At 32.8% G+C, this 26587-nt stretch carries 19 protein-coding genes and 1 pseudogene; 13 read left to right on the top strand and 7 right to left on the bottom strand.

The annotated features are described in order from the left end of the window. Nucleotides 1-348: a hypothetical protein gene (locus AC3WTI_RS08370; RefSeq protein ID WP_142286764.1), complete on the top strand. Its 348-nt coding sequence runs from the start codon at nucleotides 1-3 to the stop codon at nucleotides 346-348. Nucleotides 349-628: 280 nt separating this feature from the next. On the opposite strand, the gene AC3WTI_RS08365 is transcribed toward AC3WTI_RS08370, so the two are convergent. Continuing rightward, entirely contained in the window at nucleotides 629-1720 is a 1092-nt protein-coding gene (locus AC3WTI_RS08365; protein ID WP_000345047.1) for a DUF3900 domain-containing protein, read from the bottom strand. 116 nt (nucleotides 1721-1836) lie between these two features. Continuing rightward, nucleotides 1837-2178 (bottom strand): hypothetical protein, encoded by a 342-nt coding sequence (locus AC3WTI_RS08360; RefSeq protein ID WP_142286796.1) that lies wholly within the window; start codon nucleotides 2176-2178, stop codon nucleotides 1837-1839. Nucleotides 2179-2541: 363 nt separating this feature from the next. Here AC3WTI_RS08360 and AC3WTI_RS08355 point away from each other — a divergent pair, with 363 nt between their 5' ends. Next, a complete protein-coding gene (locus AC3WTI_RS08355) occupies nucleotides 2542-3453 on the top strand; it encodes a VanW family protein (protein WP_097841617.1) in 912 nt (303 codons plus the stop codon). A gap of 174 nt (nucleotides 3454-3627) precedes the next feature. Next, complete coding sequence (locus AC3WTI_RS08350; RefSeq protein WP_097841616.1) at nucleotides 3628-4536, top strand: VOC family protein; 909 nt, start codon at nucleotides 3628-3630, stop codon at nucleotides 4534-4536. 21 nt (nucleotides 4537-4557) lie between these two features. On the opposite strand, the pseudogene AC3WTI_RS08345 reads toward AC3WTI_RS08350, so the two are convergent. Together AC3WTI_RS08345 and AC3WTI_RS08340 are read right to left on the bottom strand one after the other, a co-directional pair. Then, nucleotides 4558-5465: pseudogene (locus AC3WTI_RS08345) on the bottom strand (GNAT family acetyltransferase). After that, a complete protein-coding gene (locus tag AC3WTI_RS08340) occupies nucleotides 5462-5980 on the bottom strand; it encodes a GNAT family N-acetyltransferase (protein ID WP_087958819.1) in 519 nt (172 codons plus the stop codon). Before AC3WTI_RS08340 ends, AC3WTI_RS08345 begins: the two are co-directional and overlap by 4 nt. Nucleotides 5981-6283: 303 nt before the next feature. On the opposite strand from AC3WTI_RS08340, the gene AC3WTI_RS08335 reads away from it, so the two are divergent. Both AC3WTI_RS08335 and colA read left to right on the top strand, forming a co-directional pair. Further along, on the top strand, nucleotides 6284-6961 hold the full coding sequence (locus AC3WTI_RS08335) for an MgtC/SapB family protein (RefSeq protein ID WP_097841615.1): 678 nt from the start codon (nucleotides 6284-6286) through the stop codon (nucleotides 6959-6961). 202 nt (nucleotides 6962-7163) lie between these two features. Beyond that, a complete protein-coding gene (gene colA / locus AC3WTI_RS08330) occupies nucleotides 7164-10079 on the top strand; it encodes a collagenase ColA (protein ID WP_097841614.1) in 2916 nt (971 codons plus the stop codon). Between the two features lie 421 nt (nucleotides 10080-10500). Here the strand turns inward: colA and AC3WTI_RS08325 are convergent, their stop codons facing one another. Further along, nucleotides 10501-11754, bottom strand: coding sequence for an ATP-binding protein (locus tag AC3WTI_RS08325; RefSeq protein WP_097841613.1), 1254 nt, complete (start codon nucleotides 11752-11754; stop codon nucleotides 10501-10503). 634 nt (nucleotides 11755-12388) lie between these two features. Here AC3WTI_RS08325 and AC3WTI_RS08320 point away from each other — a divergent pair. The 5 genes from AC3WTI_RS08320 (at nucleotide 12389) to hlyIIR (ending at nucleotide 17772) form a co-directional block, all read left to right on the top strand. Further along, entirely contained in the window at nucleotides 12389-12829 is a 441-nt protein-coding gene (locus tag AC3WTI_RS08320) for a hypothetical protein (RefSeq protein ID WP_097841612.1), read from the top strand. Between the two features lie 436 nt (nucleotides 12830-13265). Further along, entirely contained in the window at nucleotides 13266-13559 is a 294-nt protein-coding gene (locus AC3WTI_RS08315) for an ArsR/SmtB family transcription factor (RefSeq protein WP_087958824.1), read from the top strand. A 433-nt stretch (nucleotides 13560-13992) separates the two neighbouring features. Beyond that, nucleotides 13993-15228 (top strand): N-acetylmuramoyl-L-alanine amidase, encoded by a 1236-nt coding sequence (locus tag AC3WTI_RS08310; protein ID WP_097841611.1) that lies wholly within the window; start codon nucleotides 13993-13995, stop codon nucleotides 15226-15228. 300 nt (nucleotides 15229-15528) lie between these two features. Continuing rightward, on the top strand, nucleotides 15529-16767 hold the full coding sequence (gene hlyII / locus AC3WTI_RS08305) for a hemolysin II HlyII (protein WP_097841610.1): 1239 nt from the start codon (nucleotides 15529-15531) through the stop codon (nucleotides 16765-16767). 399 nt (nucleotides 16768-17166) lie between these two features. Further along, nucleotides 17167-17772: a hemolysin II regulator HlyIIR gene (gene hlyIIR, locus AC3WTI_RS08300; RefSeq protein ID WP_097841609.1), complete on the top strand. Its 606-nt coding sequence runs from the start codon at nucleotides 17167-17169 to the stop codon at nucleotides 17770-17772. Nucleotides 17773-17914: 142 nt separating this feature from the next. Here the strand turns inward: hlyIIR and AC3WTI_RS08295 are convergent, their stop codons facing one another. Beyond that, a complete protein-coding gene (locus AC3WTI_RS08295) occupies nucleotides 17915-19393 on the bottom strand; it encodes an Lsa family ABC-F type ribosomal protection protein (protein WP_000061784.1) in 1479 nt (492 codons plus the stop codon). A gap of 999 nt (nucleotides 19394-20392) precedes the next feature. Between AC3WTI_RS08295 and AC3WTI_RS08290 the strand changes: the two genes are divergently transcribed. Then, complete coding sequence (locus tag AC3WTI_RS08290) at nucleotides 20393-23113, top strand: sensor domain-containing protein (RefSeq protein ID WP_142305916.1); 2721 nt, start codon at nucleotides 20393-20395, stop codon at nucleotides 23111-23113. Between the two features lie 599 nt (nucleotides 23114-23712). On the opposite strand, the gene AC3WTI_RS08285 is transcribed toward AC3WTI_RS08290, so the two are convergent. After that, the gene (locus AC3WTI_RS08285) at nucleotides 23713-24216 is read right to left on the bottom strand and encodes a GNAT family N-acetyltransferase (protein ID WP_087958827.1); all 504 of its coding nucleotides are present in this window, start codon (nucleotides 24214-24216) and stop codon (nucleotides 23713-23715) included. A 255-nt stretch (nucleotides 24217-24471) separates the two neighbouring features. On the opposite strand from AC3WTI_RS08285, the gene AC3WTI_RS08280 reads away from it, so the two are divergent. Both AC3WTI_RS08280 and AC3WTI_RS08275 read left to right on the top strand, forming a co-directional pair. Beyond that, nucleotides 24472-24870, top strand: coding sequence for a DUF2871 family protein (locus AC3WTI_RS08280; protein WP_000737900.1), 399 nt, complete (start codon nucleotides 24472-24474; stop codon nucleotides 24868-24870). A 321-nt stretch (nucleotides 24871-25191) separates the two neighbouring features. Continuing rightward, a complete protein-coding gene (locus tag AC3WTI_RS08275) occupies nucleotides 25192-26583 on the top strand; it encodes an FAD-binding oxidoreductase (RefSeq protein WP_097841828.1) in 1392 nt (463 codons plus the stop codon). Nucleotides 26584-26587: the final 4 nt, after the last annotated feature.

The following is a 26587-nucleotide window of genomic DNA, read 5'->3' as shown; positions in this document are numbered from 1 at the left end:
GTGATAGAGTTAGATATTAAAGACGTCAACGTACAGATGGAATTAAACGGAGTCTTTTGGAATGAGGATGGAATTGCTGAAATGACGGTGACTACAAAAGAAGAGCATTCTTTTCTTCTTCGTCTAGTAGTTGACTTAGAAAGTAAAACGATTAGGGCGACAAATGCTGAAATAGTGAATGGATTTTGTCCTCTGTGCAAACAGAAAAAGGACGAATGTAGTGAACTGAATGACGTACAAAACAAAATGGATATTTTAGAAGAAGCTTACGATTGGATAAGAGAGCATCCGGAATATCGTTTTCAATTATCTTTCTACGAGTACAATAAATTTGAGGTAGTGAAGTGAAATTTTCACTTAAACAACATACATAGTGACTAAAAGGACTTGGTCAACTAGAAATATTGAAGTAGATACTTGTAATGAACATGAGCTTGTACAACAAGGAAACGATATACTTAATACTGTAACAAATGTCCGCTTGGATCAAAAATAAGCATATTTTGTTATAAAGCAGAAAAATCGATTCTAAGTAGAATCGGTTTTTTTATATAACTGTCACAACTATGTTCCAAATAAAAGAGCGCTTATTAAAAGCGCCCAGTAAAAACAGTTAATATAGAAGGATTTATTCAATCCCGTTCGGATCATAAGAATACTGCTGCTTATTCTCAATCCGCTCAATCACATCTTGCAATTCATCTGGCTTCAGGAACTCAATAGGAGAGAAGCCTTTTTCAAACGTAAGTGTATCAGCCTCAATCATTAATACGTATCGGTCATTTACCTTTGCGATGTGTATCTGATCCCCGAAATCAGCGAGCAGGGCCTTTACAGAGATATGGTCTGCTTTTAGCTTTAATTCCACTTCAGGAGCATGCTCAACGATTTGAGCAGTAGCTTCCATTACTTCTTCGGTTGAAAATTGTTCCATAATTTCGCGTTTCGGACTGGCAGCCCATACTTCCATTGCTTGGTCAAATTGTTCACGTTCTTCCGTACCTTCTTCAAATACATCTTCAATTTGGTCATATACCATGTCCATTACTTGAGTTTTCATAATTTCAGGCATAGAGCGTTCATACTCGACGAATTTTAAGAAGTCTTCAAAGTAACGGGCATGTGATGCTTGGTGAATTTTTAGTTCGCCCACTTCGACCATACCTTCTTCAGGCATGTACGGATATTGGATAGATTTCATGTTTTTTGTTGTGATTGCCATTTCAACGTTACGAATCAATGTAGATTCATCTGAAATAGAAGCAACTTTCGGTTCAAAGTCACATTTCATAACGAAAACGAATGGATCATCAAAATATTTACGTAGTTTTGCTTGTGCAATTAAAAATACACCACCACGTACAGCGCTTGTGTCAAGATATGTATAAACGAGTGGTTCACTCATATCTTTGAAGTTTTCCTTAGTTTCCGCGAAGCGAATGCGATTAAATAAGTTGTAATGAGGGTTTGAATCAAGTTCGTGTCCTTCTTCTACAATGAAGCGACCGATTTTCGTCGGAGCTTGTTCTGTTTTCGCATGACGTTCTACTTTTCGCTTTGAAATTTTTAATAATTCACCATTCAAAAATTCTTTTAAGGAGCTATCTTCATACTCTTCAGCGTCTAATGTTTGAAAATGTTTGTAGCGTTTATCAACAGCTTCACCTTTTCCTTCTACTTGTACAACATAAAAGGAAAGATAATTTATTTCGAAATCCATATTTATCACCTTGTTTCATTTCATTAACTCTTATCAGTATAGAGATGGAAAAAACTTTCGTCAATTTATATAAGGAAGGGGGAGCCCCTTCCTTTAAATATTTATTACTTTCGAAATTAAAATCCGTCTTCTAATGCTGCAAATGGAATGTTTAGTCTGTTTTCTATAGTACGTAAACGTTGGTTTAAACGGTTTAATCTACGTGTATGACGCTCAACCGTGTTTTCTAATTGACGTACTCTTTGCTCAAGCTCGTTTACTCGTCTTTCTAGTTGACGGTTTCCGGCACCAGGAAAAGAGATTGGAAGTTGAAATTGTCGAGTTTGATCATATGGATTAACTTGTTCTGCTGGATCTATATATTGTTGGTATTGTGCTTGTAAATCATATTGAGGCTGATAACCATTTTGGTTATATGGATCGTATGGATTGTAGGGGTACATAAAAACATCCTCCATTTCTTTAAAATAGGTTAATTCACCATAATGTATGTGTAAAAGCGGAGTGTGGCACGGCAAATACCTATTTATGTTCACAGGATGTTCCTTTATAAATATGAATATGGAGTTTTTACATTTGTATTTCGTTCGTTTAATGGTATATACTGGATAATAGGGAAGGATTACATAAAGGTTACAATTCTATCAAACTCAAACTTTTATGTAAATATGTATAGACATTTGGAAAATAAAAGAGTAATTTATATAGAGTAAAAAATAACTTGTAACAATTTATAAATATATTGTAAAATGATTGTAACAAAACATACATAAAAATGAAATAATACATAAAAGTAATATTGGGAAAAAGGGGAGAGTATATTGTTCCGTAAAGTAAAGGGTATATTAGTAGGGGTGTTATGTGTAGCTATAGTGAGTGGTTGTGGTACGAAAGTAAGTGATGTTGCATTAGTAAGTGATATTGGTGGCCACACCGTAGAGGCTAAAGCAGAAGTACAGGATTCTATTAGTTTAGTAGATGGTCGTACAGGTACAGAAGTGAAAAAGCTAGATTTATCGAGTCTAGGTTATTTTGAAGATGAAGCAAAATTTAAAAAATCAGTAACGAAGGTTGCTAGCGAAGTTGGGAAAAGCGTAGACAAAAAGATGGTTCCATCACGTTTGGCACCTGACGGAAGTTGGCAAGAAGGAAAGCCTTCTTTTGAATTAATGGAAAAAGAGTTAGTAAATAAATTATTAAACGTAGGTATGTGGGATTCTTCATATCAGTTACCTATTGTTGAGAAAAAACCTACGGCTACATTAAGTGATGCGCAAGGAAGTGGCACGGTAATTGGTAGATATGAAACGAATTTAGGTGGCTCAGCAGGTGGACGTATTGAGAATATTCGTTTGTCAGCAGCGAGCATAAATGGAGTTGTATTAGCAAAAGGGGACAGTTTCTCTTTCAATGCATTAATAGGTGATACAACGCCAGATAAAGGATACCAATTAGGAAAAGAAATTGTAGATGGTAAATTAGTAGATGGATACGGCGGTGGTGTTTGTCAAACATCATCAACTTTATACAATGCAGCAGATCAAGCGGGTTTGAAAATGGTAGAGAGAACAACGCATTCTAAAACGGTAGGATACGTTCCACAAGGAAGAGATGCTACAATTGCATATCCATACTTAGACTTAGTGTTTGAAAACACGAATGATGCACCTGTGAAACTTTATATGGGCATTCAGGGCGGAAAGTTAGTTGCTGAAGTACATAAAATGAGATAAGAGTTATAAGGTCGCCTTTTCTAAAAATTAGAATAGGTGGCTTTTTTATTACGAAAATAAAAATGTGTATAAATTCTGACTTTTCATATTTACATAGGGTGATTTTAGTTGTATCCTTCATAGTAACGGTTATATGAAATAGGAAAATATCGGGATAAGGAGATGGAGTTATTCATGGTACAAATTCATCCGAAAACACGTATTGGTCATGTTGAATTTAAAGTGATAGATTTAGAGCGCCAAATTGCTTTTTATGAGAATGTAGTAGGCTTAGAAGTAATTAAACAAGAGGCGAATAAAGCATATTTATCAGGAAAAGGTGGCAAGAACACGTTACTTGTTCTTGAAAAGCTAGAGGACGGGGTGCTACAAGAGCCGCGTACGACTGGTATGTATCATATTGCCTTTTTAGTTCCGACTCGTGAGGCGTTTGCTTCGGCATTATTTGGTGTGATCCGTAATAAGGATGTAATTGATAGTCCGGCTGAGCAAGAAGGACGTTATACATATTCAAATGAAATTTTACCCATTTCAAGGTTTAATAGTGCAAGTGATCATACGTATAGCGAAGCGTTTTATTTACAAGATTTAGAGGGAAATGGTATTGAAATTTATGCAGACCGTCCGCGTGATCAATGGGGAGAAGGACCAGGAGGAAGTACGCCGCTAGATTTAAAAGAACTGGCAACACTCGTTGATTATGAGGCTGATGGATTACCTGCTAATACTGTCGTTGGGCACGTACATTTACGAATAGCTGATGTAGAGAAGTCACATGAGTTTTATGTAGAGACAGTAGGGTTTGAAGTGCAACAACGCGAAGACGACTGCTTATTCATTTCTGCAGGAGGGTATCATCACCATATAGGTGCAAATACGTGGAACGGAGTACATAATCCACATCCACCAGCACATGCAACTGGACTTAAAGTGTATACAATTGTATTACCGTATAAAGAAGCGTTAGATGAAGTGAAAGAAAGATTAATAGAAAAACAACATAAAGTAAACGAAAGTACAAACGGATTTACAGTAGTAGATCCTAGTGGTATTACAGTGCAGTTTGAAATAGAAACAGCATAAAAGAAGTCGGAAGGTGTATAATCACTTTCCGGCTTCTTTTTGATACGTAATCCAAGTAGCACAAGGATTGAAAGGAAAGGATTTTATTATTTCCATTGCATATATACTCGTTGAATCGAATTCACCTTGAATGAAAGAATAGCCGTGTTTATTTGTATACATAGCTTGTTTGAAAATGAGTGGTTTCAGTAAGGATACATTTTCTGTAGTGTGAGTTCCACACCACCCTAGTTCTACTGTATTATCCTTTTCTGATGTATGGAGGAAAGAGTACGCAATAACTTCATTCTTTTCATCTATTATTACAAAACTCCCATCTAGTAATACATCATCAGCTAAGATTTTTTCTTTCCAAACTCCGAGAGGGAATGAGGCAACAGGATTTGCTAAGTGAGTATCTTCATAATTCGTTTTTACTAAGTGAGCTAGTTTTTCAAGGAAGCTATTATTGGATAAAATGTTTGATAAGCTTTGTACATCATAATCTGAATGAAGCGTTGTCCCGATAGATATGATTTTTTGTACGTCTAATATCGGCATATATGTTCTTCGGATTTCCGTAAAGTTATGTTCTTCATAAAAGGCTTTTAAATGAGCTGATGTTTCCCATATAGAGGTTTGTAATGGGAGTTTAAAGTTTTCTAGCCGTTTAATAAAAACTGTTCAATGTGTAGCTCTGAATAGAAAGGGTTCGTATATATTCGAAAGTATGTGCAGTATGGATGGAAGCTACTGTTCCAGGTAAAAAAGATGCCTACTACATCTTTTTTATAGTAGGCAACATACGCATATTTTGTTTTATTATCTCGTAATAAGTTAAATAGATACGATTCTTCATTGTATAAATCAATAAGTTGTTTTACTTTTAGCTCATTACTTCTACTATATTTCTCTATAACAAGAGTATGTGTATTGGGGGACTTCTTCATAGCTCAATCCAAAATCTTCTTACTACATTCCCATTTTCCTCAGTAAAATCATCATCACGAAGCCCACCGTTATGTAAAATTGTTTTTTCAGAACCTGTATTCACTTCGTCGCAAACGACAAGTACTTTCTCGATGTTTAATTCCTTCGTTTTTTCTAGCGATAATTCTAATAACTTCGTAGCATAACCTTTTCTTCTTTCGGAAGGGCGAATGCCATAACCGATATGACCGCCAGAGTTAAATAAATGTTCGGTTAAACTATGACGTATATTAACAGCTCCTACAATTCTATTATTATCTGTAACGAGCCAATAGGTAGAGTCTGGTACCCAAGATTCGGGCAGGTTTATTCCGTTATGCGCATCGTGAAGTTCTTGAATCATTGCCGTGAAATTAGAGGGATCTTTTGAGATAACCCACGGAATCATCGTTTCACCGCTATCTTTCCATTCTTTATAAAAATCTAAGTATTCTTCTTGTAAATCGGTAGTAGGTGTTAGTAAAGAGACGTTCATTGTTGGTAATCCCCTTTATTTATGTAGTATTTTTAAAAAATTATGATACGAAATGAAAGCGTTTTCTAAACTTTTTCAACCTCATTTTATGCAATCCATATCTCGTTTTTAAATGGAAAATAAAGTTTATGGTTTTTCTTATAAAAAGTAGGTTGAATTCGATTTATGTTAATATTAAAAATATTAACATAAATAACCTAAGATATTAAGTGTATTTTAATAAAATGCCTTTATATCGATAAATGGATGTGTGTGATAATTTTTGTTTCATCTATCTATAATGAATGAAAGGGGGAAGTGCTCGTGAGTGTAAATGTTGATCTAATTATACGAATCGGTGTTGCGGGTTTGTTAGGAGCAATAATCGGTATTGAAAGGGAAATTCGATCAAAAGAGGCGGGATTAAAAACACATTTCCTAGTAGCGGTAGGAAGTGCTTTAATAATGGTCGTTTCAAAATATGCCTTTTCAGATATTATGAATGAGGAACATATGGCTCTTGATCCGAGCCGTATTGCAGCGCAAGTTGTTAGTGGTGTAGGGTTTTTAGGTGCAGGTACAATTATTATTCAAAAGCAGGCGGTGAAAGGATTAACGACAGCGGCGGGTTTATGGGCTAAAGCAGGAATCGGATTAGCAATTGGAGCTGGCATGTATGTAGTAGGAATTGGAGCGACGATTCTCGTTTTAATTGGTTTAGAGATTGTGAGCCGTATTTTTAAGGTGCAATTTTTATTTCCTCAAAACATAACAGTGCAAATACATATAAATAAACATGAAGCGGTACAACAAATAGTAGAAACGCTACAAGTGAAAGGCATTTCAATACTTTCATATGAAGTGGAAGCTTTACAGCAAGAAGCAGAAATAGTTTACAAGTTAGGGATGCAGCTCAAAAATATATCGTCAGAAGAAAAGAATGAGTTGATTCAGCATATGCAAACATTACCGGAAGTTACGTTTATAAAGTTAAAATCATAGCGTTGAAAAAGAGGATAGATGTAGCAGGAATTTCGCTATTATCTATCTTTTTTGGTACAAAATTCACATAAAGTCAAGTATTAATTTTGCACGGGATGGATACATGTGTGAACGTTCCCTTATTTTTTCTCAATACAGAATAAAAAGTAAGAATAGTAAAATAATGGTGCGGTACACTAAAAAATGTAAGGTAGGGGAGAGCATGAAAGGCTATTCAAAAAAAGTGTTAGTAGGGGTAAGTTTTGCTAGTTTAATGTTAGGGAGTTTCCAAGGGAGCACATTGGCAGAAAGTACAAAGGGAGAGCAAGTTTCTTATCGGAATGTGCTCAAAATGGAGCCAGTTGGTGTGCAATTACCAGTGCAAGAATTAGCTCATTCATCAAAAGTACTTGAAAATAAGTCTTTTGAGAAAAGGCTACAATTTGCTGATTTGTCGCAAAGACCGCCTGAAGTGAAAAAAGAAAGTAAGCAATTAGCTGCAGCGAAAACTTATACAATTGCTGAATTAAATCAATTAAGCAATCAGCAGTTAGTAGATTTACTTGTAACAATTGATTGGGAGCAAATTACGGGTCTATTTCAATTTAATAAGGATAGCCTTGCATTCTATCAAAATGATAGTAGGATGCAGGCAATTATTGATAAATTGAAGCAGCAAGGACAAGCTTATACGAAAGATGATTCCAAAGGGATTGAGACTTTAGTAGAGGTATTACGATCAGGATTTTATTTAGGATTTTATCATACAGAATTAAGTAAACTAAATGAGCGGAGCTATCATGATAAATGTTTACCTGCATTAAAAACGATTGCGAATAACTCGAATTTCAAACTCGGTACGTTAGAACAAAATAGAGTAGTATCATCATACGGAAAATTAATAGGAAATGCTTCGAGTGATGTGGAAACGATAACATCAGCTGCAAAGATTTTCAAACAATATAACGATAATTTTTCTACATTGGTAGACAATCTTTCAGCTGGAAATGCGATTTACGATATTATGCAAGGTGTGGATTACGACATTCAATCGTATTTGTACGATACGAGAAAAGCACCGAAAGATACAGTATGGTACCAAAAAATTGACAGCTATATTAATGAATTAAGTCGTTTTGCTTTAATTGGAACGGTGACGGCGAAGAATGGTTGGTTAATTAATAATGGTATTTATTATACAGGTAGACTTGGTACGTTCCATAGTACAGGAACGAAAGGATTGCAAGTTGTAACAGACGCGATGAAAATGTATCCGTATTTAGGAGAGCAATATTTCGTAGCTGCTGAGCAAATCGCGACGAATTATGACGGGAAAGATGCAAATGGAAATGTTGTGAATTTAGATCAAATACGAGAAGATGGGAAGAAAAAGTATTTGCCGAAAACGTATACGTTTGATGATGGTGCAATTGTATTAAAAGCTGGAGATAAAGTGACAGAAGAAAAAGTAAAACGTCTATATTGGGCAGCAAAAGAAGTGAAGGCACAATTCCATCGTACGGTTGAAAGTGACCAACCTTTAGAAAAAGGAAATCCTGATGATGTATTAACGATGGTTATTTATAATAGTCCAGCTGAATATCAATTTAATCGTCAATTGTACGGATATGAAACGAATAACGGTGGCCTTTATATAGAAGGAACAGGTACGTTCTTTACTTATGAGCGCACGCCAGAAGAAAGTATTTATAGTTTAGAAGAATTGTTCCGACACGAGTTCACGCATTACTTACAAGGTAGATATGAAGTACCAGGGCTTTGGGGACAAGGTAAGATGTATGAGAATGAGAGATTATCTTGGTTTGAAGAAGGGAACGCGGAATTTTTTGCAGGGGCAACGAGAACAGATAATGTTGTACCGAGAAAGAGTATTATAGGAGGGATATCTTCAAATCCATCAGAACGTTATACGGCAGAGAGAACGTTAAACGCAAAGTATGGAACGTGGGATTTCTATAATTATTCCTTCGCTTTACAATCGTACATGTACAATAAGAGATATGATATGTTTGACAAAATTCATGATCTTATTAGGAAAAATGATGTGACAGCATATGATGCATACCGCTCTGCATTAAGTAAAGATGCGAATTTAAATAAAGAGTATCAAGATTATATGCAAATGTTAGTCGATAACCGTGAGAAATATAATGTTCCATTAGTATCAAATGATTATTTAGCAACGCACGCACCGAAACCAGTTTCAGATATTGCGGCAGAAATTACAGCAGAAGCAAAATTAAGCAATGTATCAGTTAAGAAAAATAAATCACAGTTCTTTCATACATTTACATTGCAAGGAACATATACAGGTACTACTGCAAAAGGGGAATATGAAGATTGGAAAACAATTACACAAAACGTGAATGATACGTTAAAACGTTTAAGTGCGAAAGAATGGACAGGCTATAAAACAGTAACAGCGTACTTTGTGAATTATCGTGTAAATGCATCAGGACAATTTGAATATGATGTTGTATTCCATGGAATTAATACGGAAGAAGGTGCTGTGAATAAAGCGCCAGTTGCGGTTATAAACGGTCCATATAGCGGAAATGTAAATGAAGCAATCTCGTTTAAAAGCGATGGATCAAAAGATGAAGATGGAAAAATTGTTTCATATAAGTGGGAATTTGGTGATGGTACTGTAAGTAATGAACAAAATCCGACCCATGTATACACAAAAGAAGGAACATATACGGCAAAATTAACAGTAACAGATGACAAAGGATTAACGAATACGGTTACAACGAATGTAACGGTTCAAAAGAAAGAAGATAACAGTGTAGAAAAAGAGCCAAATAACTCATTCCAGACGGCAAACAAACTGCAATTAAATCAAGTTTTACGTGCTAGTTTAGGGAATGGCGATACAAGCGATTACTTTGAAATTAATATAGAAACGGCGAAAAACCTACAAATTAATGTAACGAAGGAAAATAATATCGGAGTAAACTGGGTTCTTTATTCAGAAGCGGATTTAAATAATTATGTTACGTATGCACAGCAAGAGGGGAATAAGTTAGTAGGAAGTTACTACACGTATCCAGGAAAATATTATTTACATGTGTATCAGTATGGCGGGGGAACAGGGAATTATACGGTAGAAGTAAAGTAGAAATTTATGATTGGAAATCAATTTTAGCTTATATTTAGTAATGCAGGTAATGATATCAGTTATAAAGATAAATACTTGAGTATCGTTATGAATATCAAAAAAATTATACTTTAACTGAAAAAATAAATGTAAGTAATGTATCTAATGATATTAAGAAATCAAGTATCACGAGATTTTATCTTGAAGTTAAGTAGACCTAATTAGTAAATGAGATACAATAGTTGATGAATTATGATTTCATAGAGAAGTGAGCAAAGTAATAAGGACTAGAGTTTATCGGTAAAAACGGATATACTCTGGTCCTTGTTACTTTTAATTTATTTAAGAAATGAAGATAATTAATGAATCAAGTAGTGGCATTTTTGAAATTTATTTAATAAGTTAAGTAGAAAGAATTTATCATTCAAATAATTCCGTCATATTAGCATGGGATACTAATAGAAAAGCGTGTCCCCTTACCTAATTCACTCTCTATCTCTATATCACCATTTAACTCTTTAATAACACTATAAGCAATCATGGTACCAAGCCCAGTCCCTTTTTCTGTTGTTGAATAGAATGGCAAAGCAATCCGCTTTATTTGCTGAGAAGACATTCCAATCCCTGAATCAATAATATCAATTATAATATTCCCTTTTATTTTCTGTATATTTATTTGTAATACTCCACCATTTATCATGGCCTCAATTCCGTTTTGTATGATGTTGTTTAGACAGAGTCTGAATTTTTCGGGGTCTCCATTTATATAAAAGGAATCTGTACTATTTTGTTTTATTTCAACTTTGTATGATAGAGCTAGTGGTGAAATATTGTCTTTCACTTGATTTAAAATATGATTAATATCTATTTTCTCTTTTAGGATGTTCTGTGGTTTTGTTAAAGATAAATAGTTATTGATAGTAGATTGTATTTGCTGCATTTCAATTAACATGATTTCTAAGTACTGATCCTGAGGTAACTTAGAGGCATGTTTTTCATTTAACAATTGAGTGAATCCATGTACTGTAGTTAGTGGATTGTGGATTTCGTGTGCAATGGACGCTGCTAGTTCGCTAGCTATATAAAATTTTTCAGCCCGTTGCAGCTTTTCTTTCATTTTATATTTCTCAATCATTCCCTCTATTAAATATACTGATAATAATACTGTGAAAATATTAATGATTATATAATTTAATAAAAATTCTATGAGAGTAGAGTCTATTTTACTACCTGTATGTATTTGAGTTACAATACCGCAGATAGAAAGTGAAGTTGTACATACTAAAATAAGAAGCAAGCTCAATAATATCTTTTTTTCTTTAACATATAGAGGTAATAAGTAATGGAAGAGCATTGTTATAACAGAAATAATAGTAAAGATAATAAATGATGGAAGAACGCCATTTCCGCCTAAGTAAAATCGATAAGAAAGATATAAAATTCCTATAAAAATAATATTTTTTGTATTTCCATATAGAAAAACTAAAATGATAGGAATAAAACGTAAATCATAAATAAATCCAGCATGTAATTGAAAAGGAAAAGTCATGCAAAAAATAATAGCAATGGAGGAAAGGATAGAAATCAATATATTATTACATGTTTTTTTTTCTTTAAATTCTAGCCAAAATACGTGGTAGCTAAGGATACAAATTATTATTATAAAGGTATTTAATAAAAGAGTAGATATTCCCATAGGTTTGCATCTCCGATAGTTTGTATATTGGATTATGTATGAGTTAAACTTAGATGTTTAGTTATTAATAGACTTTCTATCTAAAAAAGGAAGAGCGCTTGAAAAAGTATTATAATATTACTTTTATTAGAATTGATAAGGAAGTTAGGAAAAATAATAGATAAAAAATCTACTTAGATATTTATACATATGAAACTAGAAATTGACTTTTGTATAAGTAAAATTGGGATTGAGTTACTAATAAAATAATAGGATTTTAAGTATGAATATTCTATGAAAAAATATATTTTGTGGATTCTATTTGTAGCCTTCGTTATATTAACATGGAATATACCAAATTATAAAGTGGAAATTTCGAAATTTTTCATTAGTATATTTTATCTAAAATGGAAACGCTATTTATTTGAGTGCGTGGGTACTTAATTGTATGAATTCTCGTTAAACAAATTTTGAAATTTACATGTTTTGTTATGAATCATAATACTGTAGCTTTATCAATGTGAGTTTTTCAGTAACTATTTTAAGATATAAAGTTAAAATATATAGGTTTAAAGATATGAATTATTACATAAAAACGTACTTGAAAAAGAATGTATGATGGTAATAGATTACAAACATCAAGGGGGAGCTTAAAATGAAGTTAAATAAACTAGTGCTTAGTTGTGGAGTAATTTCAGCATTAACACTTGGTGTGTTAGGAAATAATACTTATGCTGAAGAAATACACAAAACAAATGATACCGTTCATATAGTTGCACATGTTCCTGCAGACTTATTATTAACTCAAACAATGGATTATAGTGGAGAGGCTGTAACTTCTTTTGTGTATAATGGGAGTGAAAATTTAAGCTTCTTTATAAAAAATAATGGTCAAAATACAATGGGATATAGTGTGAAAGGTCCAAATATGGAGCTAATTGTTGGTGGTTACATAAAACCTGGTGAACAACAAATTAATGTTACAAATGTACAGAATGCTTTATCTCCATTACCGAGCGGAACATATAAAATTTACGTTTCAAATGATGATGGTTCTAAGGGGCAATTCCAAGTGTCAGTAAGATCTAAGAATTAAATTTAAAACGCTTTGTTTTAAGTTGATTTAATCTTTCCTTATTGGAAAGAAACTAAATTGAATTAAGAATTAACGATCAAAATCAAAACGAGCACCTTGTCTAATTTGAGAGGATGCTCGTTTTTTGCTATTAAACAAAAAACAATTACTTCCAACCGCTTATCAATACATTTTGATATTTCCAACGCTAATCTACTAGTTTGTGTCAACGAGAGAATGTCTACTATAAAATAACTTTTTTAAAACAAAATATAGTTTGGCTAAAAATTAGAGGGCATCAATTCATTGGAACAGTAAAAACTGTTTATAGGATTGATGTCTTTTTTTGTTTAAGAACGAGAATATATTTTCTCAACAGGACAAATGGTAAATATCTATAAGTACTACTTATAAGGATAATTGGAAAATAGAAAATAATAATAAAGGGGAATGTGAAATGACAACATTAATATCTAATAAAGATCTAGCTAAAATCCGAGAGGAAGATGTAGATGTATTAAAGGTAATGGCACATCCCGTTCGATTAAAAATTGTAAATGAATTAATGCACCATAAACTATGTAATGTTACACAGTTGACAGAAATATTAGGACTCTCGCAATCCACTGTTTCACAGCATCTATCAAAATTAAGGGGAACCGTGCTCCGTGCAGAAAGACGAGGATTAGAGATGCATTATTATATTGATAATGCTAAGGCTCGCCAGATTGTAGGAATTCTAGGTTTGTAGCTAAAAAGAGTACTTTTCAAAAGTGCTCTTTTTAAGATGTGCATTAGGACTTGAGGGAGGCATCAATGCTAAGTTAGAAGGAGTGTGCTTTGAATCAATCTTTGCTTAAAATCAGAGATAATTGTTTAATAATTACTTAATATATTATTAAGTTTGTTACCTTACAAAACTGTAAGGTTATTTCAATTGACACTCGTATATATAAGTAACTATACTAGTTACACAATGTTGGTGAATATATTTAATAGTTTCAATCTATAAGTGTATGTTTGGAGATTCTTTTCGGAATAATAGTTCGATTTAAACTTATTCATTTGTAATATAGTGTTAGTGCCAACTTAATCTATTTTTTTATTCAAAGGAATATTATTTAAAGATTAACTATAAATGATATATTTACTAACTTGTAATAAATTTTTAGAGGTGCTAAATTTTGAAGAACAAATTAATTGCTACAGGAATTCTCGCTGGAAGTCTACTATCTTATTCTTCTAGTATTTTTGCAGATACTCACAAATTCCCAGATGTTCCTGCATGGGCTGACAAATCCGTTACTTATTTAGTTGATAAGCAAGTATTGAGTGGTTATCCAGATGGAACTTTTGGTTCAAATGACACATTAGATAGAGCTTCTGCAGCAACCATTATGACAAGGGCTCTTGGTATACACATTGATTTAAATGCAAAACCATCTTTTAAAGATTCACAAAACCACTGGGGAACTCCATATATTGCCGCAGCTGAAAAGGCAGGAATAATTAAAGGTGAAGGAAATGGAATATTTAATCCTTCTGGAAAAGTTACTCGTGCTGCTATGGCTACTATGCTAGTGAATGCATATAAACTACAAAATAAAAGCATTAACAATGGACAAAGTAAATTTGAAGATTTAAAGGGACATTGGGGTGAAAAGTTCGCAAACATCTTAATTGATTTAAAAATTTCAGTTGGTACAGATCATGGTTGGCAACCAAATAAATTTATAACACGTGCTGAAGCTGCACAATTAACCGCAAAAACAGATATGCTTCAATATAGTCAAAGTAATCCTTTAGAAAATAAAGCAATTATTATTGATCCCGGACATGGCGGCGAAGATCCTGGAAAAAACACAAAGGGATTACCTGAAAGTAAGATTGTACTAGACACTTCTTTACGTCTTCAACAATTGCTTGAAAAACATACTCCATTTACAGTTTTACTAACTCGTGAATCTGATACTAGACCTGGACATGATCAAAAAAGCTCTTTACAGGAACGTGTTAAGTTTGCTAAGCAAAATCAGGGTGATATCTTTATAAGCATTCATGCAAATGCTTTTAACGGTAATGCAAAAGGGACAGAAACATATTACTATAAATCTTCTAAATCTGAAAAAACAAATCCTCATGTGGAAGAAAGTCGTGTTTTAGCTGAAAAAATTCAAGAACGATTAGTAGACGCACTTCAAACACGTGATAGAGGTGTTAAACATGGAGATCTTCATGTTATAAGAGAAAATGACATGCCAGCTGTGTTAACGGAACTTGCTTTTATAGATAATGGTATTGATTACAGTAAGTTATCTACAGAAAACGGAAGACAGATTGCAGCAGAAGCCATTTATGAGGGAATTTTAGATTATTATGAATGGAAAGGGAATAATGTATCTGAATATAGGTTGCAATAGGTAAATGAATATATAGTAATTCTCGAAATAAAGAATTCTATAATTTTTTTGCGCTTTTTTAAACAATAATTTTAAATACATATTTAAAATTCTTGTTTAAATCGTTATTCTGTGTTTTAATAATATTGATAATAGTTATCAGTAAAAAGAGATAGAAATTAGCAAAATAAGTGTTGATAGTTATTGTCATAAAGATTAATACATTTCTACATTGTAACGTTATGAATCTATCTCTAGTATTGAGAGCTAAAAATAATACGTTTATATCTTTTAAATGTTTAAAAAGGAGTGGCTGTCTGTATGAAAAAAGCAAATGGAATAGCTAAAAGTGTTGCGGTAGCGTCCGTTATTATGTCTGGATCACTTGGTTTACAAGCAACGTCTGCATTTGCAGATTCTAAAGGAACTGTAGAAAATCTTCAAAATGGTGGAAAAGTCTATAATAGTTTTAAAACTACTTATGACATGAAGCAGAATATTAAAAATTCAATAAAGATTTCTTTTATTGAGGATCCTTACGCAGATAAAAAGATTGCAATTGTTACCACTGATGGTAGTAATATAGATGCGAAATATACAATTAATGGCGGATACTATAACGCAGGTTTAAAATGGCCATCGGCGTATCATACGGAAGCAGAAATAACAAGTGGTGATAGTGCTCAATTTCATAAAGCTGCCCCAGTGAATACAATGACTTCAGCAAAGGTTACTTCTGAAGTAGGGTATACACTTGGCGGAAGTGTGAAAGTTGGGGTAAATGATAAAGGGCCAAATGCCGATGCGAGTATTACAGGTAGCTTTGCTTGGAAAGAAAGTGTATCTTACGATCAAGTAGACTATAAAACGGTATTAGAGACTCACACAGATAAAAAATTAAATTGGAAAGTAGGATTCCAATCATTTAATTATCCGGAGTGGGGAATTTATAATCGTGATTCATTTAATACTTTCTATGGTAATCAACTATTTATGAAATCACGTAGTTATAATGAAGGAACGAATAATTTTGTTTCAAAAGATACAGTACCAGCTTTAACAGGATATGGTTTTTCTCCTAATGTAGTAGCAGTTATTACTGCAGATAAAACAGAATCTACATCTGATTTAAAAATAACAAATCGTAGAATATCAGATCAGTACAATATCGAATGGGTAAGTTCGAAATGGTGGGGAACAAATAATAAAGATACATATAATGAGTTCTTTACAAACAACTATAAGTTAGACTGGAAAAACCATCAAGTTACTCTTGATAACCAAAAAGCCCTTGAAGAACAAATAAGTAGTATCAAAAATGTGAATAACCAACTTAACAAAGGAAAAGGGAAATTATCTTTTTCAATGAATGGAAACCAACTCAAAGCGACATCTAGCAATGCTGGTTATGGTATTAGTTACGAGGATAAAAATTGGGGTATCTTTGTGAATGGTGAAAAGATCTATACGTTTAATGAAAAAACAACTGTAGGTAATATTTCGAATGACATTAACAAATTAAACATCAAAGGACCTTATATTGAGATTAAACAAATCTAATCAGTAAATGAATTGCAAATGAAAGGGCCAGAGTTTATCTGTAAAGATAGATAAACTCTGGCCCTTATTATTTATTTTATTCTTATACGCAATTAGAAAAGAGCGTGAGGTATTTAAAAGCTATTCATGCCACACAGGGAGATATTGTTTTAAGTAGGGTGTTTATTGTTATTTCATTTTTAAATGAATTCTTTGTATGATGACATAGGGTAGGCGATGTTCAGGAGATGTTTCTTTTTGAGGAGTATGTTGTGTAGCGAATAGTTTAAAGTAAGCAAGTCTTCATCGGTTGTTAAGTTATTACTTTAAATATATAATTAAACTTCATTAAAAAGATACTCTATTCAAAGTCCTTAGTGGATTTTTGAAGTGAAATATATATTATTTGAGGTGTGTGAAATGGGGAAATCTCGAGAGCAGACGATGGAAAATATTTTGAAGGCTGCTAAGAAAAAATTTGGAGAGCGTGGTTATGAAGGTACGAGCATACAAGAAATTGCAAAAGAGGCGAAAGTGAATGTTGCTATGGCTTCTTACTATTTTAATGGGAAAGAAAACCTATATTATGAGGTGTTTAAGAAATATGGTCTTGCTAATGAGTTACCTAATTTTCTTGAGAAGAATCGATTTAATCCTATTAATGCTCTAAGAGAATATTTAACAGTCTTTATTACACATATAAAAGAAAATCCTGAAATTGGCACATTGGCATATGAGGAGATTATTAAGGAAAGTGCAAGATTAGAAAAGATTAAACCGTATTTTGTAGGTAGTTTTGAACAGTTAAAAGAAATATTGCAGGAGGGAGAGAAACAAGGAGTATTTCATTTCTTCTCTATAAATCATACGATACATTGGATCACTTCTATTGTTTTATTTCCAAAGTTTAAAAAGTTCATTGATTCTTTAGGACCAAATGAATCGAATGATACAAATTATGAATGGATGCCAGAAGATTTGGTGAGCAGAATTATTTCTGCTTTAACAGATAGGCCTAATATGTAAATTACTCATTGTTTATGAATCCTAATTTTCCTGTTAAAAAGCCTAATTTCTCAATGGATTGTAGAGAAATTAGGCTTTTTTGGACACTTCATTCAAATACTTTATAGACTAATGGCTTGATTTATTAATGATTCGAGTGGAGTTACATAGATATAGTTTTCGTTGCAACGGTTTGTTGAAATGCCTTATCATGCTCAACAATAATCATTGTGGGATTAAATTGTTGAATCAGCTCTTCAATTTGCATACGTGAATAAATATCTATAAAGTTTAATGGTTCATCCCATATATACATATGGGCTTTTTCACATAAACTTTTAGCGATAAGCAGTTTTTTCTTTTGTCCACCAGAATAATGAAATATATCTTTCTCAAATTGAATTCGGTCAAAATCCATCTTTCGTAGGATGGATTTAAATAATGTCTCATCAATCTTGTGCTCTTCAATAAAATTTGATAGGGATCCATTCAAATGAGAAGTATCTTGTTGGACATAGGAGATGGTGAGTCCTGTACCTAAAGTAACTAAACCTGTATGCTGTATCGGATACCCTAGAATTAGTTTTAGGATACTGCTTTTCCCGCTCCCATTCTTGCCATCGAGCACAATTCGGTCACCTTGTTCAACTACGAAGTTAATTGGCTCATTCACGACTTGTTCATCGTACGTAACAGACACGTCAGCCAAAGTAACGAATTCATTTGACTTGAACTTTAATGCTTCTAATTTTAATGACTCAGTTTTCTCCACATTTTTTAGTAATTTTGACTTTTCTTCAATAGCTTTTTGTTGCCTTGATTCTAGGTTTTTTGCTCTTTTCATCATCTTGGCTGCTTTATGTCCTACAAATCCCTTATCCAACTTAGAACCTGAATTCCTTGTTCCATTTTTTGAAGCTTCTACATCATGAGACCAACTTGCTGAACGCTTGGAAGACTGTTTTAATCTTCCTATGTCTTTTTGTAGACGATCATTTGTAGTCTCTTCGTGCTCTTGCTGTCTATCGAAATTTAATTTCCAAGAAGAATAGTTACCGCTTTGAACTTCAATATTTGCTCTATTTATAGATAAGATATGGTCAACGCATCCATCTAAAAAGATTCTGTCATGTGAAATTAAAATAAATCCTTTCTTCTTCCTTAGATAATCAGAGACTATTTTTCGTGCATCTGTGTCTAGGTGGTTTGTTGGTTCGTCAATTAATAGGAATTGGCCCTCATTTAAAAACAGTGCAGCAAGCAACACCTTTGTTTGTTCTCCATTTGATAAAGTTTTAAACGGTCTGTATATGACCTCGGCATCAACATTTAAATAGGATATTTCACGTAGAAATTCCCAATCTTCTGCTTGGGGACAAATTTCTTCAAGGATTTCATGAGTAAATTTGTTCTTATCTGCAACAGGATAGGGGAAGTAATTGAATTCTACAGAAGCAAGGATTTTTCCACTATACTCGTAATTTCCTAATAATAAATTAAAGAATGTCGTTTTACCTCGTCCGTTTCTACCGATAAATCCTAGTTTCCAATCCGTATCTATTTGAAAGTTTACACCTTCAAAAATATTATCAAAGCTACCTGGGTATGAAAAAGTTAAATCTTGAACTTTTATCATTGACATAATAATTCCTCCTTTATATATCGAAACGTTTCATATAAAGTCGGAACATCCATCTATTTTTAAATTCCTCTATATAAGTTTGATGGATATTAACGACTTATATAGAGCATTACATGTGTCACAATAGTATCTGAATTAGCCATTTTTTTTCGCTCCTTTATTTGTTAGGTAAATTTAGCGATTAATAAATTTTAACTTACATAAAAGGGAATAAAAAAATCCCCCAATTTTTAATCGGAAGGATTAGTCTGTCGCTTATACTTAAGTAAGTACTTATTAATCATTTGAATCATGACAAATAAAGTATGAAATGAATTATAAAAATGGATAGACTAACCCTATATTTTGTAGTTTGAAGTTATAAAATTCAACTTAAAATATAAATTAGTTAATCATTATTCATCCATCATTCCTTTCATCATTCTATTTTTAGAGTAACATTCTTTTTTGGGAGATGCAATATCATCTTCACTTAAGGCTAGATCATTTATATTTCTTTGGTTAGGTCGATATAGCATTACATCTTTTTTATAAACATCTTATTTTTGTTCAAAGTGTCACGTCTTTTGTCCATTAAAAGGGGAGGTATTTGAAATTGACAGCACCCTTTACTGTAACTATAATAGTTACAGTAAGTTCGGTCATTTAATTCGAATTTCTAAATTAATGATAGTATATTACCCTTCTTTCTAAGTGTGACAATAAGCGAATAACTACGTTGCTATGGAAGTTTAGATTCTATCTCATATTCAAAGAACAGTTAAGTTGTATTATTCAAATTTACGATGAGCAAATACTAAAAAAATAACATTTTCCATCGTATTCTTTTGGAATGCTTAGTTTAAAAAGAGGAAATATCTGCAGAAAGCAAATCAGGCTGTGGTATGTAGAAAGAAATCCTATAAAAAGGTCATAACATGGAATAATAAGTAAGCTCATTTTAATGAATACGAACAGTGCAGTAATAAAAATCTAGAAAAAATTAAGAAGGTGAGTCCGTTGCGTAAACATTCACATGTGCAATTTTATGTATTGATATTAGCTCTACTAGCTTATTTAAGCTTTTGTTTTATATTTTTATTTGTTTTTCCGAATCATTATTTTGTATCAGATTTTAATATAAGACTATCATCTTTAGTTGTTGAAACTACTGTATTTATCTCATTACTTTACTCTATGGTATCAAGAAAAATTAAATTAGGAGTCTTTTGGGTTTGTATTACTATTGCAATAGGGTGTTTTTTGATAGGAAATTTTATATCCGCTTTTCAAGTACTTAATATAGAATTACCAATACAAAATTTTAATATCTCTGATGTATTTTTATTGTTTTTCTTATTCTTCTTTCTCTTTGCTTTCTTTTATAAAATCATGATGGAATGTAATAAATGGGAAAAAGCATATTTGATTTGTGATTTATGTATTGTTGTTACTGCCATTTTTACCTTAGAGTGGTACCTATTTAATAAACCTTCTGCAAATATCTTATTCTTATCTATTGGAGATGTTTTTCTTTCATTTATTTTCCCAATTATAGATCTATTGCTTCTATTACTAGGAGTTAGCCTTATTTTTCGACCAGCAATTTTTAACGCGAAAAGTAAATTATTTATTTTTATCTTAGTATTAACTGGCTTGTCTATTACGGACTATTTATATTTCTATTTACAAGATGATTTATCACATCGTTCACTTATATTATTAAGGTGTTTGTATAGAGTTTTTCTATTATTTATTGCCATTGCTGCAACTATTCCAAGGAGTACATCTTCTAGAAGAGATTACTTTATTATTAATCCGACATTTGGAAAGAAACTTCTTGTCATATTTCCTTATCTTGCAGTTGCAATTTTAATTGGTTTTACTTTCAAGGAGCAAACTTCGTCCTCTACACTGATTACGGGAAATTGTATTGCCTTTGTATTTGTACTGATGCGTCATACAATTGTACGAATGCAAAACAAAGATTTAACCGAAACATTAAAAGTGTTTAATAATCAATTAGAGCAAAAAGTATCTAAAAGAACAGCAGATTTAATAAAAAAATCTAATGATTTGGTGAAAAATCAAGAGAGGTTTAAGTCTTTATATGAGTACCATCCAGATCCTATATTAACAATTGATTCAAATGGTACCGTATTAAATATAAACCAGTCTGGAAGTATGTTATTAGGAAAAGACAGTGCAGCATTAATAGGAAAAGAGTGCTTTTCTATTTTTTTAGATGAAGATAAACCTGAATTGGAAGCAGCTCTAAAGATGGGGAAACGATGTAGTTCACCTTCGTTACAGTTACGTGTGAAAAATAATAATGAGAAGGATATACATTTTTGGTACGTTACTATTGTTCCTATCATGATAGAAGGACAAACTTTTGGGAGTTATATAATGGTAAAAGACATAACGAGGATGAAGCAACAACAGGATGAGATAAACTATCTAGCATTTCATGATACAGTGACGGGGATTGGAAATCGAATATTCTTCCAACAAGAATTAGACAGATCTATTGAGCGGGTACAAAAAACACAGGATAAGTTTGGACTCCTGTATATAGATTTAAACCGCTTTAAGAACATTAATGATACACTGGGTCATGCAATTGGTGACAAGGTTTTAAAAGAAGTTGCCAACCGTTTTAGGACATGTCTGCCACCAATTATTCATATAGCAAGAATAGGGGGAGATGAGTTTGCAATCATTGTCCATAATAAAACAGAGCAACAGCTATTAGATTTGTGCGAAATACTATTTCGTATAACTGAAGAACCATTTGTAATAAATCAACACAGCTTTTATTTATCCCTTAGTATAGGAATAGCGTTGTATCCGTTTGGAGGAACAAATGCCACAACACTTTTACAACATGCTGATATTGCTATGTATAGCGCAAAGGAAGAAGGTAGCAATGCTGTTTGTATATACGACGAGACATTATCTCAAAAAATAACAAGACGATTACAATTAGAGCAAGATTTACTGAATGCAATTGAAAATAATGAGTTGTTTTTATTGTACCAACCACAAGTTGATAGTAAGACAGGGAAGGTTATTGGTGCAGAGGCATTAATACGTTGGCAACATCCAGAGCTAGGGCTAATTTCACCTTTTGAGTTTATACCTATCGCGGAAGAAACATCACAGATTATTTCAATTGGAAAATGGACGTTACAGCAAGCGTGTTCACAACTGAAAGAATGGCATTCTGCAGGTTATACAAATCTAAAAATGGGGATAAATTTATCAGCTATAGAGTTTGAACAGAAAGATTTTGTTCAAACGATTATATCTACCATAGAAGAAATAAGAGTACCAGCTAATTTGATTGATTTGGAATTAACAGAGCGAATTGCCATGGTAGATGAAAAAGAAACTTTATTGAAGTTAAAAGCATTAAAATCATATGGTGTACATTTATCAATCGATGATTTTGGTACAGGATATTCTTCATTAGCATATCTACCTTTATATCCAATTGATACTTTGAAAATTCCAAGAGAATTTGTGAATAGGATTGGAACTTCGAATGATGGAGATGAAATTATACAAACTATTATTTCGCTCGCTCATACTTTAAATATGAAAGTGATTGCGGAAGGAGTAGAAACGAAGAAACAATTAACAGTGTTACAACAAAATGCATGCTATTTAATTCAAGGCTATTATTACAGTAAACCTGTAAATAAAGATGAGTTTCTCAAGTTTTTAAGCAGGGAATAAGTGAGAACTATGTACTTGTGAAGTAAAGGGAAAAGAAGTTCTACCTATATTAAGTAGAACTTCTTTTTGAGTTAACTAGCAGTTAGGTTTCCAAAATATTTTGCATTAAGATGTATCATTACTCAAGCTATTATCTTGTTCTTAAGTGATTCCTTCTTCATGACTTGTCTTCTCGTCAAGAAATTTGAAGGAAGCGTATTACAGGTGCAGGTCATACTATCTAAAGTTATTTTATTATTTATCGCTTATTACATTTGAAATGACTTTTAATGTGTATATAAGCAAGTGATAAGTAAATTAAATAAACAAAGGCCCTGTAAAAAATACAGGGCCGGATAGAGGTTTAAGAGAACGCATAGTTTCTTAGTAACATATTAGCATAAACTTTTCATGTAGCTATATAAGAGTTTTGACAAATTTAAGAACAAGGTAGAGGGTTTTTAAGAATAAATGCAGTACTGAAAATTAGGGTTGTGATTTAAATGTTAGCATTGTTATCTCGTTAAAAAACAGATGAGTATTTTAATCATGATAACGTTTAGGAATGTATATGTAAGAAATGTTTTTTGATTAGATTAAAAGAGAAATCTGATAATTCATTATATGTTATACCCGAATAACTTTAAATCTTCTCCAGAATCTGAAATTATCTCTTCGAACTGCAATCCTATTTTTTCTAAAAGCTTTCCTGAATTGATGTTATCAATAGTAGTAATTGCTACTATTCGTTTCAGACCGAGCTTTTGTACACCGTAGTCTATTACAGCAGAAGCGGATTCAAAGCCATACCCCTTTGAACGGAATTTCTCTAAAAAGGCAAAGCCGATATCAACATCTTCTAATGAATCTCTTTTAATAAGACCGCACATACCAAGTGGAGTGAAATCTTCTTTTCGTTCTACTAAGTAAAGACCAAAGCCCATTTTATTATACATATCGACGGGTCCGTTTAAGATGTATTTTTTGGCGTCTTCTAAGTTTGTAACTCCCTTATCACCAATAAACTGAATCCATGCAGGATCGTTTACTAATTCGAGAATAAACGGAGCATCTTGTATATCGAACCAACGAAGATTGAGACGTTCAGTTTCTAAAACTATCAATCTTTTACACCACCTTTAAAAGTTATAACAATTAGTATGGATTGCGAAATACAAAAGTGCAATATATTTTAACTATGCTTCATTTGTTCACATAAAGTTCGTTTGTTTTGTATAAAGGGATATCTTATAATTAGGATTGATTGTAAAGAGTGAGATACTTATACAATGACTCCTAGGTAACTAGGAGTTTTTACTATATAACTATCATTATTACTAAATATGACACACTACACATTCTACTCAAGGAGGTACATAATGAAAAAATTATATAATGCATCGTTTACATATTTGATTATCGGTTTATTATCAGGAATTTTCGCTAGGGAGTATGGTAAGTATAAGGGGATTGTAGGATCTACTTTGTTAAATCTTTTGCATACACATACACTTGTACTCGGCTTTTTCTTCTTTTTAATTGCTTTAGGATTAGCAAAAGTATTCGCATTTCATGAAGCGAAAAGTTTTAATAAGTGGTTTGTTTTACATAACATCGCATTAACTTTAATGTTAGGTTCATTGGCAGCAAGAGGGCTTCTTCAGCTAAATGGAGCGGACTTTAAAGGGTTAACTTATATTGTAGGATTTTCCCATTCGTTAATGGCAGTTACTTTAATTTGGTTTATGTTGTTAATAAAGAAGTCATTTAAAATATAGTTTTATCCCGCATTAACGGGCAGTAAGACCTCCACCTCAAAATTCAACGAAAGCAAAGAAGTTAGGTAGGGGATCAACTACCCGTAAAAGCCCGATTGGTTCAACTAATAATCAGTGGGGGATGAATCCCCCTCACTAATTAAAGTTTCGCTTTATAGAAAAGAACTTGCAGCAATTGTTGCAAGTTCTTTTTGTTTATTCGATAGTAGGAATCGAATTTTATATGTATAAAACTTGAATTATTTAATTTTTCGGATTATTATGTATAAAATAGTTAACATATTTTGTAATTCAAATGTATAGAAAGTAGGAGGGCGTACGATGGAAATAACGGTAGAGCGTTTAGTAAATGAATTAAAAGGTGTACTTCCCGAGGATCGAGTAGTTGTAAATACGACAGTAAGAGAGTTACATAGTAAAGATGAATCTTATCATACTAGTAGTTTACCTGATGTAGTAGTTTTTCCAAAAACGACTGAAGAGGTTAGTAGATTAATGAAAGTTGCGAGTGAGCATAAAAAACCTGTCGTTCCTTTTGGGGTAGGTTCTAGTTTAGAAGGACATGTCATTCCATATGAAAAAGGAATTACAATGGACTTTTCACTTATGAATAAAATACTCGAAATAAGAGAGAAAGATTTTCTTGTAAGAGTACAGCCGGGAGTGACTCGCTCTCAGCTTAATAAAGAATTGAAAAAGTATGGATTGTTTTTTAGTGTAGATCCAGGAGCAGACGCAACGTTAGGTGGAATGGCTGCTACAAATGCAAGCGGAACGACAGCAGTTAAATACGGGGTAATGCGTGATCAAGTTCGTGATTTAGAAGTTGTTCTTGCTGATGGGGAAGTAATACATACTGGAAATTTAGCAGCGAAGTCATCATCAGGTTACCATTTAAATGGTGTCTTTGTAGGGTCAGAAGGTACACTTGGATGCTTTACAGAGTTAACGTTAAAAGTATACGGCATACCAGAACATGTTATGGCTGCGAGAGCATCGTTTCCAACTATAAACAATGCAGTAGAAGCTGTTATTAATATACTACAAGCAGGCATTCCAATTGCGAGAATTGAACTTGTAGATGAATTATCTATGAAACAAGTAAATCATTATAATGAAACAAGTTACAGAGAAGAGCCTACACTGTTTTTAGAGTTTCACGGTAATGAAGCAGGGCTAAAGCAAGATATTGAATTTACTAAGGAAATTGTTTTTGATCATAAATGTAAAGAAGTTGCTTTTGAAACGGAAACTGCGGCGAGAAATAAATTATGGGATGCACGGCATAATCTAGCATACTCTTACGTTCATAGCTATCCTGGTAAAAAGCTTATGAGTACAGACGTATGTGTACCAATATCAGAATTAGCTGGCGCAATCCAACATGCGAAAGAGACGTTAGAAAAGAATGGTCTTGTTGGTGGTATTCTTGGTCATGTAGGAGACGGGAATTTCCACGTGCTCCTAATGATAGATCCAAACGATAAAGAAGAAGTGGAAAAGGGCGACGAAATAAATGAAAGTATCGTTTTATATGCTCTTAAACGAGGTGGAACGTGTACGGGAGAACATGGCGTTGGAATCGGAAAACGGAAGTATCAAGAAGAAGAACATGGGGCGGCATTACTCGTAATGGAAAAAATAAAGAAAGCTCTTGACCCGCAAAACATTTTGAATCCAAATAAAGTTTTTCAGTTGAAGGATAGGGGATGATGGG

This window comes from Bacillus sp. EB106-02-03-XG38 (assembly GCF_058792175.1).
The sequence above is the reverse complement of the archived record's forward strand: the minus strand, read 5'-3'. Positions and strand labels throughout refer to the sequence as shown.

Coding starts and splice junctions, on each gene's coding strand:
- AC3WTI_RS08365 (WP_000345047.1), bottom strand. CDS start 1,720: ATGGATTTCGAAATAAATTATCTTTCCTTTTATGTTGTACAAGTAGAA.
- AC3WTI_RS08360 (WP_142286796.1), bottom strand. CDS start 2,178: ATGGAGGATGTTTTTATGTACCCCTACAATCCATACGATCCATATAAC.
- AC3WTI_RS08350 (WP_097841616.1), top strand. CDS start 3,628: ATGGTACAAATTCATCCGAAAACACGTATTGGTCATGTTGAATTTAAA.
- AC3WTI_RS08340 (WP_087958819.1), bottom strand. CDS start 5,980: ATGAACGTCTCTTTACTAACACCTACTACCGATTTACAAGAAGAATAC.
- colA (WP_097841614.1), top strand. CDS start 7,164: ATGAAAGGCTATTCAAAAAAAGTGTTAGTAGGGGTAAGTTTTGCTAGT.
- AC3WTI_RS08325 (WP_097841613.1), bottom strand. CDS start 11,754: ATGGGAATATCTACTCTTTTATTAAATACCTTTATAATAATAATTTGT.
- AC3WTI_RS08320 (WP_097841612.1), top strand. CDS start 12,389: ATGAAGTTAAATAAACTAGTGCTTAGTTGTGGAGTAATTTCAGCATTA.
- AC3WTI_RS08315 (WP_087958824.1), top strand. CDS start 13,266: ATGACAACATTAATATCTAATAAAGATCTAGCTAAAATCCGAGAGGAA.
- hlyII (WP_097841610.1), top strand. CDS start 15,529: ATGAAAAAAGCAAATGGAATAGCTAAAAGTGTTGCGGTAGCGTCCGTT.
- hlyIIR (WP_097841609.1), top strand. CDS start 17,167: ATGGGGAAATCTCGAGAGCAGACGATGGAAAATATTTTGAAGGCTGCT.
- AC3WTI_RS08295 (WP_000061784.1), bottom strand. CDS start 19,393: ATGTCAATGATAAAAGTTCAAGATTTAACTTTTTCATACCCAGGTAGC.
- AC3WTI_RS08280 (WP_000737900.1), top strand. CDS start 24,472: ATGAAAAAATTATATAATGCATCGTTTACATATTTGATTATCGGTTTA.
- AC3WTI_RS08275 (WP_097841828.1), top strand. CDS start 25,192: ATGGAAATAACGGTAGAGCGTTTAGTAAATGAATTAAAAGGTGTACTT.